The following is a 16308-nucleotide window of genomic DNA, read 5'->3' on the forward strand; positions in this document are numbered from 1 at the left end:
CAGGCCCTGCAGCCGCGCCGCTGTGCAAGTGTCTCGCGTAATCCTTGTCCCGATCCGCACACAACAGACAAAACGTCTTGCATGCGAGTGTGCGGCAGTGTCAAGGAGCCCCTCTGATGAAACGAAGCGCCTGGCTCGCGAGTTGCTCGGCGGCGACGGCAATGGCTGTCTCGCTGAGCCTTGCGCAGACGCAAACCGCGTCTGCCGGAATGCCCGGTGGACCCGAACTGTCGGACGCCGAAGCGGTATTGGCGGGTGCCAGAGGGCCCGACCCCGACCGGCCCTGGGTACTGCGCACCGGCACCTTGGAAACCTCAGCGGACGACTTCGCCGAACTCTGCGAGAAGGACGACGGTGCCGTTGACGAGGGGACGCTGCGTCTCTTCCCCGATGTGGCGGTCGACGTTGTCGCCTCACACGTCCTGCACGACCCGAAGGCCGACCTGTTCACCTGGTCCGGGCATGTCCGGGGCGCGCCCGCACACGGAGTCGACCTGGCAGTGACCGGTGTCTGCTCGGACGGGCCCATCCATGTGTCGGGCCACGTGGACCAGGGCGACCTCGACTACGAGATCATCGCCGACTCCGACGGGGTGAGCACCGTCGAGGAGATCGACGCCCGCGCGTTCCCCGACCTGGGGGACGACCGGCCCCACCACCGCCTCGACCACCCGGAAACCACTGCCCCGCGCGCGGCCGGGACACGACGCCGCGCTGAACCGGACGGCATGACGTACATCGACGTCGCCGTCGGCTACACCCCGAACGCCGCAGCCAAGAAGGGCGGAGAACTGGGTATGAAGGCCGCCATCGCGGTCGCCGAGGCACAGATGAACCGGGCCCTCGAGGTCAGCGGCGTCAACGCCCGAGTGAGCTTCGCCCACACCTTCGAAGCCAAGGGGTTCACCGGCTCCGAGGACGCCGCGGCGATGTGGCGGGAGATGTCCCAGCGCACCACAGCACTGGGACGACAGGTCCGCGACGTACGCGAGAAGACGTACGCAGACCTGGTCACGATCGTTTCCGACGTGCCCAAGCCGAAGCCCTCGCCCAGCAATCCGCACGGCCTGTACACCGGCGGCATCGGCAGCTACACCGGCTCACCCGATGCCAAGCACACCACGGAAGCCATCTACTCGGCCGCCGACGTCGCCACGATGACCTCCAACGGCACCCTGGCGCACGAGATCGGCCACAATCTCGCGCTGCAGCACGACGACAAGAACGAGGCGAACGCGCCGCTGAATCCGCACTACCCGGCGAACCGGGGCTGGGTGACGCCGAGCAAGAAGTTCCACACGATCATGGCCTACGGTTCGGCGTGCGACTGGAAGTGCCACATGATCCCGCAGTACTCCAACACGATCAACAAGAATGAAGGCGAGCCGCTGGGCGACGCCCGGCACGACAACGCTTCCGTGCTCCGTCAGACCGCCCCCATCGTGGCCGCCTACCGCACACCACCCAAGGCCGCGCAGCGCTTCAGCCTCTCCGTGCAGACCTCTCCGCGTGGCGGTGGCACCGCGATCCCTGCCACTCAAGGCCCCTACGCCGACGGCGCACAGGTGAGTGTCACGGCCCGCCCGGCGGACGGCTACACCTTCACCGGCTGGAAGCTCGACGGCAAGACCATCGGCAGCCACACCCCGCTCGCGGTGGCCATGACGAAGGACCGCCAGCTGGTCGCCGAGTTCGCCCCCGTCCCGCACCAGTACAAGGTAACCCCGCTCGTGAGCCCGGCGGGCGCGGGCAAGATCCAGCTTCAGCCCCAGCAGAGCACGTACATGAGCGGCGAAACGGTCAATGCCACTGCCGTCCCGAACCGGGGCTACCAGTTCCAGGAGTGGCGGGTGAACGGCCGCCAGCTATCGACCTCCGCGCGAATCCCGCTGCAGGTCGACGCCAGCTTCGACCTGGTCGCGGTCTTCGCCCGGGGCACGCACACCCTCACCACGAAGACGACCCCGCTGCCGAGGTCGGGCACGGTCACCGTCTCCCAGCCCGGTCCGTACGCGACTGGCGACTCGGTCGTCCTTGGCGCCAAGCCCGGCCCGTACCGGGTCTTCACCGGCTGGACGGTCGACGGCGCTGACGCCGGCAAGCGAATCCCCCTCCCACTGATCGTCAAGCGCAGCCACACCGTCACGGCTTCCTTCGCCTGCTCGGTGGCCGCCCGCGGCGCGATCGACGCCAAGTGGCGGGCCTGGGGCGCGGAGAAGAGCAACCTCGGCTGCCCCACGGGCCCGGAGAAGACACTCAAGGGCGGCATCGTCCAGCCCTTCGAGGACGGCAACATCTACTGGACCAAGGCCGGCGGGGCCCACCCTGTGCGGGGCGGCTTCCTGCGTGAGTGGGGCAAGCTCAGCTACGAGCGCGGCGCGTTCGGCTACCCGCTGACCGACCCGGTGCAACTGCCTGTGAGCGATGGCAAGCCGACTGGTGGTAAGGCTCTTCCGAAGAAGGGCGTCTATCAGCGGTTCCAAGGCGGGTTGATCGTGTGGGACGCTGCGACCACCAAGGTGACCAGCACGCGTCTGTGAATGGCTTGGGATGGTCTGCTTGCTCGGGCGTGAAATGCCCCGTCAGTTGAGACCTCCCACAAGGAATTCTCCCCACCACGCCGAGGCTTCAAGTGGGAATCCAGCGCCGTGGTGGGGAGGGCGGGTAGCACTACGAAGCCCCTCCCCAGCCCGCCTGCATTCATTTAGGGCTCAAAGTATCGCGCTTTCAACTGCGGCGTAGTGGGGGACAGTTTGTCGATTGTCCTGTTCATTCGACCTATCGCACTACTACCCAACCCTGCTGCGGCAGCAAAGAGCCTTAGCACGCCATGCAAGGGCGCCAGATAGTCCGTCGCAGTGTCCATTACGGCACCAGACACTGGCTGCCAGACCGCCGTGTCTCCGAGCGTCGCCAGTCCACTGCCCGCACCCTGATTGAATCCGGAGAAGTCCGCACTCGAGACAGCAGATTCGTAAACACCTTGCGCCAGTCCGCTTTCCATAAGGAACTCGCCCAGATCCTCCAAGTTTACAGGAATTCCACCTGGATTCAGCAACCCGTCACCGAACCCTGATGCCGTATATTGGACACCGGAAGAGTCAATTGAAGTACCAACCAGGGATGCGACATCAACAGCAGTCTTTGCCACTTCGGCGGTCATCATTAGCAGCCGAGGGGCGTAAGGAGCCCACCCCTTCGCTGCCCGTTCCATCGACCGACCCGCTGCATACGATTCATTTGTCTTGTGGCTGTCCAGATATGAGAGCCATCCACGATCGATTCGGTTAATCTGCGCATTAATCGCAAGCCCTGGATGGTCGCCTGTGCCGGGAGCGCAGACCGTCACTCCAGGTGGATCGACAGGGTTGCCGTAGGCATCTGCGATCCTGGCACCAAGCTTTATCGCGATTCTGATCCCAGCACACGCCACTCCACCAACTCCACCAGTGAAGACACCAATCAGCTTCCCAAGAGTTACCGTAAAGGTGTTATCGAGCGCCGTATTCGCCTGCGTGGTGATCTTACATGTCATCCGCTCCCAGAGAATATTGCTCGCTCGCAGCTCGCCGCATGCGTATGAGGTGTGTGGATTGGTATATTGCATGGGCCCCATAGCGGCAACACCTTCTTTTGGGGCAAGGTAATCTACGACGAGACCTTCACCTGTCGCCCTCCGAGGGAAACTCCGGGGTTTTAGTTGCGCATTACTTCTACCGCGCTCAAGGTTGAAGTAGCCGGTGAATCGTCGTTCGTTATATAATGTAGCCGATTGGCGATTATCGGCGAGAGCGCCGTAGGCAGCAGCAAAGTCGGCTTCCGCTGCTGCGAGCCCTTTGAGATCCTTTAGGTGCTTTTGAAATTTGCCACCTAAGGCGTGACTCGTTTTCCATGCGCTACCTACGATATTGCCAAACTCGCAGTCCATCGTCCAGAAGTTGCCCAGAGCTTCAAATTCGCTCCGTGTGGCGATTGCCTCGCTGCCGTCGCCATCTACAGGGGCTTTATATTCAGCTTCGGAATAATGTCCTCCCAGGCACGAGACAGCCTCCCGCAGCTGGAATGCAAGATTCAAAGCCTCAGGTTGGAGCTGCCCTTCTTGCTCGAGTAACGAATTTTCCGGAAGTACAAGAACGCATGCCGAACCGTGTCCGTCGCCGGCTGCAAGAGCATCTAGAGGGATCACCTCTGCGGCTCTCATGGACTTACCGCCGTTAACAATTAGGATCCGGACTGGATTGGGGCTATTGGGGTCTTCCTTTGTGGGCTTGAAGAAATTGGAAGCCTCTCGAGTTGATTTCATGAGCTCCGCAATTGTAGGCTTCGCGTTCGTGTCGTCCTTGAACTCCTTAGGGATTGGCAGTAGATGGGAAATCGTTTCGAGAAACGCTGGACCTGATCTGCGATCTCGCGCCACTGACTTTAGGGATTTAAGGGAATCAAACGATCGATTCACCCACTGCTCGAATGTAAATGTTCCAAACTTAGAGTTTCTCGCCGCCAGTAGCGCTTGAAAGTCACCGCCAGATTCGTACAGATGCGGGAACCTGCTCTTGAGACCAAGCTGCTCGAAAAGGGTTTTAGCCGAATATTCCGTCCAGGCAATCCCGCTACTTAGCTCGTAAGCCGTCACAACCCCCCCAGGATCATTAGCTATCTGCGGGTCAGGGTCTTTAACTAAGAACGTAAACTTTTTCACCTGAGGGGTTTTGGGTGTAGGTGTTACAGGCGGGGTAGGTGTCACAGGCGGGGTAGGGGTAGACATCGCATTCCTCCACATAAGCGTGAACTAGCGGCAGGGACCAGGGACCCGGGCAATAGGTCCCCGGTCCCTACCTCAAGTAGCTCCAGTTGGTTAGATCCCGCTATCGGCAGGATGGAAGAAATAGTGATCGGTTTCATTTACGCAAATATAGCCACTGACCGGATAGTCTGGCCGGAGCCCGCAGAACTTCTTGGCGACGGTCTTTAGGAGGGGATCTTCCTTGGTGGCTTTTGATCCCGTAGTGAACTGCGAAGTTCCGCTGATAAGAGAGGGCCAAATGGTCCTATACACCACTCCGGCGCCGGAGAGAAGCGCCTTCATGTTGAGAGCCGCAACCCGGTCGCCGGCGAAGAAGAAGACGCCTGCACCATCATTGCTATCGAATCCAACAATATAATCAGGCGCTTGCGTACCGAGGATGGATTTCACTGCATCGAGGACTGGGAGGGGATCTTTGACCCCCTCTACCGTTACCTTCCGCCCTTCCATTTCAGTATCATGCTCCTTATTGCTACCGTTGTAGCAACGGAAAATACCATCGACAATCGCAAAACCCTTACCCTGGTCGCGCCCCGAGAAGAAGCCTGCCGTGATTCCCTTCCCGGCCGCTGGGGATTGATCGAATGACGGCACCTTGCGGTCGGTCAGGGCCTTGTTTAGCGGGTACGTCCCGTCAGCCCAAAAGGCATACGATTCACCAGTCTGGTTCAGCTGAATTGCGTCAGGGATTTCAGGTATTCCAAGGCTCTTCATGGAGTTCAACGAGACGACTGCGCCTTCGCCATTTCCGTCCTTACAGCTTGCAAACCCACCTGTGTAAGTATCAGGGGAAATCCAGACCAGTGAGCTTCCATATTCCTTCTCGAGACGCACAGCCCTCTTCGATGCAATCCACTGATGAGGGACGTCGAAAGTAGCGGCCTTACCAACCATCCCCACAGTAAAACCATCTTTGTAGGCAGGAACCCATCCATCCGGCACAACAACTTCGGAAGTTTCGTCCTTAGTTTGTGTGGACGTTCCGATCGGCGACTGAGAACGATAAGAGAAGCGGTCACGAACTGTTACCGCCGGCTTGTTTAGCATGGCCGAAACGACAGGTTTGGCCTGTACCTCAGGAGCGCCCCCCAGCATCCTACCGAGTGCGTATACTTCCCCTTCCTGCCAGTCGATAGCGTAATGCTGAATGAATCGCCGCTTCGTCCCTTCTTTTGAACTTCCTTTCGCGTGAACCGTTTCAACTGTTACGGTGAATGCCGAATAGCGCCGGGGAAGCGTATCTGAAGATAGGGAAAATATGGCTTCGAGGTGCGGCTTGAATGCCCCATGTATTAGAGCTGGCTCGGCATCTCCGGTACGCGTGAGCTTCCAGCTCACCGCGTCGCGATCAGCACCGCTTCCTGTGGATACCCAAGTATTGAGAGTGTATTCATCGGCAGGCCATGAATAGCTCGTTGTTTGATTGAAGCTGATAGCCGCCATTGGCGCAGGTCCGAAAAAGCCAACACTTCCCCCGAAGGTGGTTGACGTGGATAAGTTGCCAGCCCTATTGCCAACAGTAGGCGAGAAATCCATAAGCCTCCAGGATCCCGGCTTTTGATACTCTTCGCCATTCGTATCCCAATCCATCGGTTTTATTTCCATGAAGTACCCAGCGAAGTTGCACTGGTAGCTATTTTCGCTATTATTCTTATTGTCTAGCCACCAAGCATTAGAGACTGCCGTCCCGTGAGTGCTGATACGGACACTGCGCGCCTGATGCTTCGTGTCAGCTGCAGGTTCTTCGAAGAGTTCGAATATTAGACCTTGGCGATACCATTTCTCGGAATCCGGCTGGGTCTGTATGCGGCGAACGACTTGTCGAATGTCACGCCCATGCCCGCTTACGACATGGGTTGCCTTTGTGGTGCTCATTTAATTACCCCTTCGCTGAGGTCGACGGGAATGGTTATTATTTGGTATAGAGTTTAAGTGGCACTGTAGACGGGGTGAGTAAAGCACCAGGTCCCGCCCTTGAGGGGCACATATCCACTCACTGGATAGTCCTCTCGCAACCCTACAAATTTAGCTGCTGCGCTTGATACGCTAATATCTCCAGCGAACTTGGTCCCAGCAGTTCCACGGACTAGGTCGACCCAATCTGCACTGAATAGCATCGGAGTTCCAGTGTCCAGAGTGCTGAGATTGAGGGCGGCAACTTTGTTGTCGGCGAACATGAAGACACAGGGGTCATGATTTGGGTCCCATATCCCAGCCATGGAGGTGGGTACAGGCGTTCCCAGCGCCTGCGCGATGGCATCGAAGACCGGGTGGGCAAGTCCCTTCCAGCTAACTTTCCACTCTTCTGAACTGGAATCAATTAGTTTAATTCCGTCGCAGCCGAAGAGGGCGCCTGATTTGACTAGAAACCCGCGGCCGAGTCCAGCATTACCAGCAGGTCCGGAAAGAAACCCCGCAGTTATCCCGCGAGTCTCAGCAGTCGTTGTAGGGGAAAAACTGTGCAGGCCGTTGTCGGCTAGACCGTCTTCTAGGGAGTAGGTGCCATTGGCCCAAAGGGCGATCGGAGTAATTTCATTCTTCTGCCAAATTCCGTCAGGTACCTCAGGAATGCCAGCGTCTTGCGCAGTGTCAAATGACGTAACTTTAACCCCAGCCGAATCCTTGGCCATATGGGTAATGAAGCCTCCTCGATATCGCTCCGGTGTAATCCATACTAGCGGGGTTGCATTCTCAACTTGAACCGCCTTCTTGGAGTTTACCCAGCGGGTTCCGGAACTGCCTGCTGTCGACCCGATCGTGAATCCACCAGAATAAGCGAGAAGTCTGTCCGCTGGAACTGTAATTTCGGCGTTACTCTTTGCGATCAGGGATGTTCCAACGGGGGACAAAGGGCGATATGAAAACCTGTCACTGATATCCACAGTAGGTTCGGCCGGCGGCGCCAAATTTGGGAAATCTGTTTTACCGGAAGTTGACGTTGTCATAGGGTCGACGGCGTACACCTCCTGCTCCTGCCAATCAACAATGTACCTCTGCCCTATGCAATAGGTTGCCCTCACTTCAAATTCTGACCCCTTTGACCAGTCGTAGACCTTTCCGTACTTGCATGTGGCCACGGTCTCAAACGCGGTATACCGCTCCGCGGAGCGACCTGAGTCCAGGGTAAATATCGCTTCGTAGCGAGGCTTGAAGACTCCTTCATTTAGAGTGAGCGGGCCGGGCAGATCTTTGGTTGTGACCTTACCCTTAAGGCTCCACTGCACCCAGTGATCTCCGCTTTCCCCGACCCTGGATGCGAGTTGGTAACCGTAGATGGGCTGAGAACTCGAGGTAGTGGTTCCCGTGCTAACGCCTCCAGTGGGCATATCTCCGCAAGATCCCAAACTCGCACCAATGCTGGTCGATGTGCCGACTTCATATGTCTTATTCTGTACTGTCGGTGAAAAGTCGGTAAGTACCCACGATTCTTTGGGCTGACGCCCCGGCTTCGACTCCTCCTCTTTACTCCATCCTGCAGGGTAGATATTGAGAATATATTCGCAGAAATTACGTTCCTGCTGATGTTGCGCCCAGAATCCATTATCTAGAGCGGTCCCGTTGGTGCTAATTCTGATGACGCGACTCCTGTTGTGTTTGTCGATCGAGGATTCTTCAAATAGTTCGAAGACGAGTACCTGCCGATACCATTTATCTTTGCACGTAGTGGATATCCTGCGGACCTTGTGGTGCATGTCTTGTCCGTGTGAACTTATCGCGTGGGTTGCTTTGAGTCGAACTAGATCCTCTGTCATTTCATTAGCCTTTCAAGAATGCGCGGATCTAACAAAAATGGCTGTGGGTGCGGATGTGCTGGTCGTGCGAATGAAAGACTGTCGCCTCAGCCTTCAATCTGCAACAGACGTTTCGGCGTGTAACCCGTGTGGCGTAACGATGCGATCTGCCCGGGGCGCCTCGTGATTGGCGCCGGGAGAAGAGGTGATGGGGGATGGTGGGTGGGGGGCGACGGGAGTTTCGAGACTTCCATCCGCACGGATGCAGTCGGCATGTTCGCCCGCCAGCTCAGGGATCTATGCCACGGTGGGCCGGATCGGATGTGGCCCTTAGAGGTCGTTTTCACCTGGTTTGCGTCGGCCCATGCGTCTCTTTACTTGTCCTGGGTCTCACGCATGTCGATTCCAGGTGCGCCTCCGCTGCACAGGTAGGGCATCGACCCATGTCTTGGGATGAGACAGGCTTCGCAGGGTGAGACCGACAAGTCGGGCCTCCCAGGCGGCGCATGGAGCGCCTCCGCACCCGACGTCCGTCAAGCCGTGCCCTGCCACAGGTGCATGTTGGAATGAAACAGGCTCTACAGGTGAAAACGACCTCTCAGAGGACGTTCGTGTCATCTATGCGCGTGTTTGGGAAAGTTGGGCCGCGCCGGGATTCGCCGTGTACAGGCAGAACACGCGATATGTCTCACCAGTTGCAGCACGCCTGATCCTGCGCTTCACCCCGTTTCCCACCGATAGCTTCTGTCCGGTTCGAATACGCCCCGGAAGCTGGCTTTTGCCTCGCTCGATCGAGCGATATGCCCGGTTGGCGGCCTCGCGCATGAGTAGTCCCATGACCTCTTCGCAGCAGCGCGAGCCGTACCTGAGTGATCTCTCCGATGCCCGTTGGGCGTTGATGGAGCCGACCTTGACGGCCTGGCGGGCCGAGCGGCAGAAGACCTCGCTCAACCTCGGCGGGAAGGTCACTGACCTGCGAGAAGTCATGAACGCGATCCTCTTCCTCAACAGGACCGGCGTCCCCTGGCGCTACCTCCCCCACGACTTCCCGCCGCACGCCACCGTGTTCGGCTACTTCAGCGCCTGGACCGCCGACGGCACCATCGAGAAACTCGGCCTCCACCTGCACCGCATGGTCCGTGAGCAGGCAGGACGTACTGCCGAGCCCACCGCTTGCGTCATCGATGCCCAGAGCGTCAAGACCGCCACCAGCGTGCCCACCGACACTCAGGGCACCGACGCCGGGAAGAAGATCGTGGGCCGCAAACGCAGCATCGTCGTCGACACCCTCGGCCTATTGCTGCTGGTCATGGTGACCGCGGCCAGCGTCTCCGACAACGAGGCCGGCAAGCAGCTCCTCACCCAGATTGCCGCCGACCACCCCACGATCACGAAGGCGTGGGTCGACACCGGCTACAAGATTCAGGCCATCGAGCACGGCGCCACCCTCGGCATCGATGTCGATGTCGTCCCCAGGAAACCGCAGGTCAAAGGGTTTTCCGTGATTCCGCGAAGGTGGGTAGTAGAGCGAAGTTTCGGTTGGATCATGATGCACCGTCGGCTCGCCCGCGACTACGAGACCAAACCCGCCCACTCCGAAAGCATGATCCGCCTCGCGATGATCTCGAACCTCGCGAAACGAGCAACCGGCGAAACACCCATAACTTGGCACAACCCATGAACTATCCCGTCTTCAAACGGAACGTCCTCTTAGTCGCGCATCAGGACGCTCATAGGGCGATGTGTGCAGTCCCCTCCTCCTGCGTGAGAGGAGTCCCGAGCGGCACGAGGTGATGCCCATTAAAGTAATCAGGAAATAATGAACGCGTATCGCTATCGATCAGCGGCAGGAGGAATGCTCCAGAATTGCCGGCTAAGGGGGAAGGACTCTCTGTACCGTTACTCAAGACTCGAATTTGGGCGTGGGCTTACGGCGAACCGGAGTTGAAGGCCCACAATGTTGCCATGAAGAGCAGCCCAAGGAGTGCAGTTTGGGGATTCGATTGTTTCCCCAATTATAGTGAGGTAGCCAGACGTCCTGCTTATCAAGGGGTAGTGACTGTAGTCGAAGGTCTGGCGCAGTTTAGCCTGGAAATACCAGCCTACGGTTTGTGAGCACGCCTCCCTGACGGCGTATGAGTCCTGAGTTTCAGGGAAGACCACCCCGCGTGATCCTGCCGGCACGGCTTTGTCGAGGCGTTGCCATAGGTATCCGTCTACGGCAATGTATGTGCGTCGATGAATTGCACCTGTTGGACCAGGACACCGGTGGGTATCCGATGTCCGACAGCGGCTGAGTTCTTGCGGTCTAAGGGTTGTCCCGTAACGATCTTGGAGTCGGCGGAGGGCAGGGTTGGTCGCGGTGCCGCCCCTGCGCTTATCCGGCGAGGTTGAGGTTGTGCAGGCGGGCGATGCCGAGCATGGCGTGATGGACGCCGTCGCCTTTGAGACGGCAGTCGCGGAGGATCTTCCAGCTCTTCATGCGGGCGAAGGTGTGCTCGACGCGGGCGCGGACCTGTTTGTGGGCGTGGTTGTGTTCCTCTTTCCATGCAGGGAGTTCCTCGCCTTTGCGGCGGCGGTGCGGGATGACCAGTCCGGTGCCCTGGTAGCCGCCGTCGGCGATGGTCATGGTGTTGCCGACGGCGGCCTTGGCGCCGGATTCCTCCCAGCCGCGGGCGTCGTGCCGGTTGCCCGGCAGCGGCTGGCCGACCACGACGACCAGGCGGGTATCGGCGTCGATGACGACCTGATGGGCCGTGGAATAGCGATAGTTCTTCGACTGCTCGGCCACCGCATGATCGCGGGTGGGCACCAGCGTGCCGTCCACGATGAGCACGGCGTCCTTCGCGAACCGCTTCCTGGGCTGCAGCGCGAGAAGCGGGCCGAGATGGCCGATGATCCGGTCGGCCGCCGACTTCGAGACGCCGAACAGCGGGGCGAGTTGGCGCATCGTCAAGTTCGTGCGCCAGTACGCCGTCACGAGCAGCACCCGGTTCTCCAGCGTCAGGCCCCACGGCCGACCCCGCCGAACCGCGTCCGCACCCTCGCGCCGCAGCGCGGTCACCAACCTGCCGAAGCAGCGCGGGCTCAGCCCGGTGAAGGGGGTTATCCAGGACGGCTCGGACGCCGTGATCACACCAGCCACATCAAGATCATCACATCGTGACCAGGTGAAACTGGACGCGAAACCTCACTCCGTAAGGCGGAGGTCACCAGCCCAACTGTCGCAACGAACCCGGCCGGTGGCGAAGACGACCTCGAGTGCAATGCGGCCGGTCTTGGGCTCGAACTCTTCTCTCACCGCCAGGACGTCTTCCCCGAGGCGGGCGGCAAACGGCGTCCGATCACCAACCGGACCTACCTCGACGCGCCCCCAGCCGTCCATGTCGTATCCCTCGTGCGGGCTTGAGGGTTCCACGACCAGGCACCCGTCCGAGCCGGTGGTGATGTGCACGGAGCTGCCTTGGTCGTCGATCAGCCACACGTCCAGCGGATCTTCCGCTGCCTCGTCTGCGCTCCAATGCCACGCGGCGAAGACGCTCACCAGTCGCCGCCCGACCAGGGTTTCAGGACGTTCGCCGGGCCCGTGCAGCGGACACTGGGGCACCTTCTCGGACTCCACGCAACGACCGTACCGTCAGTCAACGTCCCAGCTCACATGGTTAAACGGGACAGCCCTTAGGTAAGAGTTTGCTTCGGCTCCGTGGTCTTCGCCACCGGCATAGGTAAGACCTGGAACGTGGTGAGCGGTGATCACAGCGGAAAGATCTCGCCCGGCCACGAGATCCACAACGCCGCCAAGTGTGGAAGCGGCCACAGTGCGGTGGTGGCGGAGGGAGAAGGGGCGAACGCAGGTGAAGATCGCGGCAACCAGGAATAGAGTGCCGCACGCTGCAAGTGGCCACCAGCTGTCTATTCGGTCACCGGGCCAGTCACGGACGTATCTCACCAGTGTGACCACGAAACCCGAGGCCGCGAGAACCAGCACCGCGATGTTGGCCAGTTCCGCCGGCGTTGCCAGGCATGCTGGTCGTTTCCGCCTTCTTCCCGAGGTGCCAACGCTCAAGGCAAACCCGCATTCCGGTTCCTCGCAATTCCGAGGGCCGGTCGGGTCCGTGGGAAGGGGTGCTGCGGCTTGGACCGTTGAGGCTCGCTATGGCTGCCGTCAGTGCTGCTGGCCAATGAGGTCGAGTACTGGCATCAGCCCTAGGGGCCGCTCCGCTGCCGGCAGATGGTCCACGTAGTGGACCGAGCAGCCGAGCTCCGCAGCTCCGCCGTCCGCGCGTCGGTCGTCGCCGACCATCAACACCTCATGAGGGGCGACGCCGATTGAGTCGCAGGCAATTCGGAAGAGTCGGGGATCAGGCTTCTGGATGCCGTGCTCGTACGACAAGGTGTATGCGTTCACGTAGTCATCGAGCCCATGGGCGCGGATGACCGGCCGGAGATCCCATCCGATGTTGCTGAGCACGCCGACACGGATACCTTGTAGGTTCAGTGTGGTGAGCACCTCGGCGGTGTCCGGGTACGGGTGCCATGCCGCAGGCGTCATATGACGCTCGTAGAGGGCGTCATGGAGGCCGGTCCCGGGCAAGGCCACTTGCTGGGCGAGGCTTGTGTACGCCACCCGATGGTGCTCGGCGCTTTCGTCGCGGGCAGCCCACAGGTGGGCAAGGTGGTCGGGCACCACGGCGAGCGGAGCGCCGCCCGGCAGCGCTCCCATCGCCTCCAGTTGTGCCGCGTGATGGAGCAATTCCGGCTCGGGCATGGGGATCCTGGCATCCGCCAGTACGGCCCGCAGCCAGGATTCGGAAGATTCCATGCGGAAGATGGTTCCTGAGAAGTCGAGGAGCACGCCCATGATTGCCATGACTGAGATGTTCAGCGTTGTGCCGCGCTGAGGTCAAGGAGGCCTGTCCGGTGGTGACGGGTTTGAGGAGCGCGACGGAACCTGAAGCGCATTGCACGCATGCTCTTCTTTCAGCTGTTCGGTCATCTGGCCGGGATTGCGCTCTGCGAGGCATCCGCGCTGACGTCTGTTTGGCCCGCTCGGCGTGCCGTCTGATGTGCCCGAGCGTATGAATGGGGCGCATGAATTCAAATCGATGAATTGGAATGAGGAGCCCAGGTGGAGCACGGCGGCTGCGATCCTCGTGCTCGTTGTGCTGACCCCTGTGGTAGTGGCGTCGCGGTTGCACCCGCTGAGGCCGTCGCGTGGCAGGTGGAGGCCTATCTGGGGCTGGCACAGGAACATTGCGCCCGCACGGGGCGAGGTAGACCTTCCCGCCTACCGGACGATGCTGATCGTGCAGGCTGGTAAGGACCCCAACAAGGCTAAGAAGTGCCCGGTGCGCCCGTGCAAGGTGGTCTGTGTGGACCTGACCCGGCAGATGCTCTGGGTTCCGCAGGGAAAGCGGGGCAAGGCTTCTTACGCAGCATCCCGCATGCGAGACAGGGCCAAAAATCAGGCACTCCCTGGTGTGGACTGCGCGGGCTCGAGGTCACGCCGACCAAGCCCCACGCCGCCCAGTGGCTTGGGAGGCACCGCAAAGCGGCGTGGAGCGTCCCCGTGCCCGAGGGTCGTGGGATCGGACACACAGCGGTAGTGAACCCCACATCTGTCGCATAGCCCTTGACCGGCACGGGCCGCTCCCTCGAAGGGCTCATCGTGGTGGCTGAGGCCAGCTGTCTCAACAGCCGGCTGACTGTCGATGTCAGCATCAGAGACCTACGGGCCATGGCTCCTGTGGCAAGGTGCTGGGACGTGCTGCCGTCACCCGCATGGCCGATACAGATGGCGGTGCGAGCGTGATGCGGATCAACTGGCCAAAGGGGGTAAGTCGATCTTCAAAAGGATGAGCCTTCCATGGACGGATCCCGGACCGTTGCCACGCTCGGCTCCGCCGCAGCCGCGGCGATCCTCATCACCCTCAGCGCCGCCGGCCAGGCGCTCGCCGTGGACAAGCCCACCGAGCCGGGCGAGCTCAAGCTCATCGACACCCCGGCCGGCAAGGCCCTCGCCGACAAGGACGGCAACCCCCTCTACCTCCGCGCCGAGGACAAGGCCGACACCCCTGACTGCACCGGCGACTGCGCCACCAACTGGCCCGCCGCGATCGGCTACCCGACGAAGGCCGAGGGGGTCGACGGGGACACCGGCCAGACCAAGGACAACCCCGAGGGCGCCGACAAGCCCCAGGTCATCTACAACACGCACCCGCTCTACTACTTCAAGGACGACCAGCCGAACGAGCCCAAGGGCCAGGACGTAAAGGGCTGGAACCTGGTGGGCGCGGACGGCAGCGCGCTCAAGGCCGACGCCGCCCCGGACGAGTCCGCGTCCCCCTCCGCATCGGCGAACGCATCGGCGAAGCCCTCGGACGGTGCCTCGGACGGCGCCTCCAAGTCCCCCGAACCCGGCAAGAGCACGGAGGGCGGCACATCATCCAGCGGCGCGAGCACCCCGAAGCCGAACGAGACGCCTGCGGCCAGCGAGGCAGGCGCCGGTTCCGGCGAGTCCCCCAGCGCGTTGAAGGCCACACCTAAGGGTGCCGCGAGCGGTGGCGCGGTGCACGCTGCCGACACTGCCTCGTCGGGCCCATCGGACCTGCCACTCGCGTTCGCTGCGGCGGCGATCGTCGGTGCGGGTAGCGCGATCGCGCTGCACCGGCGCCGCTCTGCCTCCAAGGAAAGGCAGGATTCCGCCCGTTGACCCAGCTCACGGCAGAGATTCTCGGGGAATTCTCGCGTAAGGAGAAACATCGTGGAGTCGCGTTCGATCGTGTCGGAGTTTCTCGGGACCCTCTTGTTGGTCGTCTTCGCCGTCGGTTCTGCGGTACTGGCGAGCGACGCCATCGGAACCCTGGGGATCGCGTTGGCCTTCGGCTTTACGCTGCTGGCTTTGGCCTACGCGCTGGGGCCTGTCTCTGGCTGCCATGTCAACCCGGCTGTGACACTTGGGGTGTTGCTCGCAAAGAGGATCCCTCTGAAGACCGCGGTCGCCTATTGGATCGCCCAGTTCTTCGGCGGTGTCGCGGGCGCGGCCCTGCTCCTACTGGTCGCCAAGCAGGTCCCGGGCATCAAGACTCACGGCGCGTTCGGCAGTAACGGCTTCGGTGATCGCTCCGCCGTCCACATCAACACCGGCGGCGCCTTCCTGGCCGAGGTCATCCTCACCTGCCTGCTGGTTCTTGTGGTCCTAGCGGTGACGCACAAGGTCGCCGCGGTGGGGTTCGCCGGACTCGCCATCGGCCTCTCCCTCACCGTCATCCACCTCGTGGGCATTCCTCTGACCGGCACGTCCGTGAACCCCGCTCGCAGCCTCGGCCCCGCCCTGTTCGCCGGGAGCCCCGCGCTCACCCAGCTGTGGTTGTTCCTGCTCGCCCCATTGGTCGGAGGAGCGCTCGCCGCGGTAGTCCACCGGGCAACCCACCCCGATGAATCCGCCAACGCCTGACGGTACAGACCGGAGGCCTGCAGAAGCAGCCTGTGGCCTGGGCACTCCAGGTCCCTGTTTCGCCCTTCAGGACGATTCAAGGCGTAATCGATGAGAACTCTTGCATAGGAGGTTTGAGCGGGTGTGTCACCCCTACAGGGATGACACACCCGCCGAATAGGGGCTATTTCGGGTCAGACCTTCGGTGCCCCCCTGAAATCTCTATTGGTAGGGGACCCGGGCTGAGTCGTTCGACCATATGCCGTTGGCGTAAGCGCGACCACGGCTCCGTTCGCGTCGGCGGTATAGCCCGTGCCGGCTGCCTGCCAGGTACCGTC

Annotated in this window: 11 protein-coding genes; 5 read left to right on the forward strand and 6 right to left on the reverse strand. The window is 60.9% G+C overall.

All coding sequences use genetic code 11. From position 1 onward, the window contains the following. Positions 1 to 116: 116 nt before the first annotated feature. Positions 117 to 2540, forward strand: a complete 2424-nt coding sequence (locus OG430_RS42145) for an InlB B-repeat-containing protein (RefSeq protein WP_327357954.1) — start codon at positions 117 to 119, stop codon at positions 2538 to 2540. A gap of 164 nt (positions 2541 to 2704) precedes the next feature. Here OG430_RS42145 and OG430_RS42150 read toward each other — a convergent pair whose 3' ends face one another. From OG430_RS42150 to OG430_RS42160, 3 genes are all read right to left on the reverse strand, one after another. Further along, positions 2705 to 4633 (reverse strand): hypothetical protein, encoded by a 1929-nt coding sequence (locus tag OG430_RS42150; protein WP_327357955.1) that lies wholly within the window; start codon positions 4631 to 4633, stop codon positions 2705 to 2707. Positions 4634 to 4855: 222 nt separating this feature from the next. Continuing rightward, a complete protein-coding gene (locus OG430_RS42155) occupies positions 4856 to 6679 on the reverse strand; it encodes a hypothetical protein (protein ID WP_327357956.1) in 1824 nt (607 codons plus the stop codon). A 53-nt stretch (positions 6680 to 6732) separates the two neighbouring features. Further along, a complete protein-coding gene (locus OG430_RS42160; RefSeq protein WP_327357957.1) occupies positions 6733 to 8496 on the reverse strand; it encodes a hypothetical protein in 1764 nt (587 codons plus the stop codon). Between the two features lie 874 nt (positions 8497 to 9370). Between OG430_RS42160 and OG430_RS42165 the strand changes: the two genes are divergently transcribed. Next, on the forward strand, positions 9371 to 10216 hold the full coding sequence (locus OG430_RS42165; protein ID WP_327359451.1) for an IS5 family transposase: 846 nt from the start codon (positions 9371 to 9373) through the stop codon (positions 10214 to 10216). 696 nt (positions 10217 to 10912) lie between these two features. Here OG430_RS42165 and OG430_RS42170 read toward each other — a convergent pair. Together OG430_RS42170 and OG430_RS42175 are read right to left on the reverse strand one after the other, a co-directional pair. Continuing rightward, positions 10913 to 11680, reverse strand: a complete 768-nt coding sequence (locus OG430_RS42170) for a transposase (protein ID WP_327357947.1) — start codon at positions 11678 to 11680, stop codon at positions 10913 to 10915. Positions 11681 to 11725: 45 nt separating this feature from the next. Beyond that, the gene (locus OG430_RS42175) at positions 11726 to 12157 is read right to left on the reverse strand and encodes a hypothetical protein (protein WP_327357946.1); all 432 of its coding nucleotides are present in this window, start codon (positions 12155 to 12157) and stop codon (positions 11726 to 11728) included. Positions 12158 to 12238: 81 nt separating this feature from the next. Here OG430_RS42175 and OG430_RS42180 point away from each other — a divergent pair, with 81 nt between their 5' ends. Continuing rightward, positions 12239 to 12415 (forward strand): hypothetical protein, encoded by a 177-nt coding sequence (locus OG430_RS42180; protein ID WP_327357958.1) that lies wholly within the window; start codon positions 12239 to 12241, stop codon positions 12413 to 12415. Between the two features lie 285 nt (positions 12416 to 12700). Here the strand turns inward: OG430_RS42180 and OG430_RS42185 are convergent, their stop codons facing one another. Further along, the gene (locus OG430_RS42185; RefSeq protein WP_327357959.1) at positions 12701 to 13405 is read right to left on the reverse strand and encodes an HAD family hydrolase; all 705 of its coding nucleotides are present in this window, start codon (positions 13403 to 13405) and stop codon (positions 12701 to 12703) included. Between the two features lie 996 nt (positions 13406 to 14401). Here OG430_RS42185 and OG430_RS42190 point away from each other — a divergent pair. Continuing rightward, entirely contained in the window at positions 14402 to 15247 is an 846-nt protein-coding gene (locus OG430_RS42190) for a hypothetical protein (protein WP_327357960.1), read from the forward strand. A gap of 51 nt (positions 15248 to 15298) precedes the next feature. Next, positions 15299 to 15991: an MIP family channel protein gene (locus OG430_RS42195; protein WP_327357961.1), complete on the forward strand. Its 693-nt coding sequence runs from the start codon at positions 15299 to 15301 to the stop codon at positions 15989 to 15991. The last annotated feature ends 317 nt before the right edge of the window (positions 15992 to 16308 follow it).

It is taken from the genome of Streptomyces sp. NBC_01304 (assembly GCF_035975855.1).
In the GTDB taxonomy this organism is placed as follows: Bacteria; Actinomycetota; Actinomycetes; order Streptomycetales; family Streptomycetaceae; genus Streptomyces.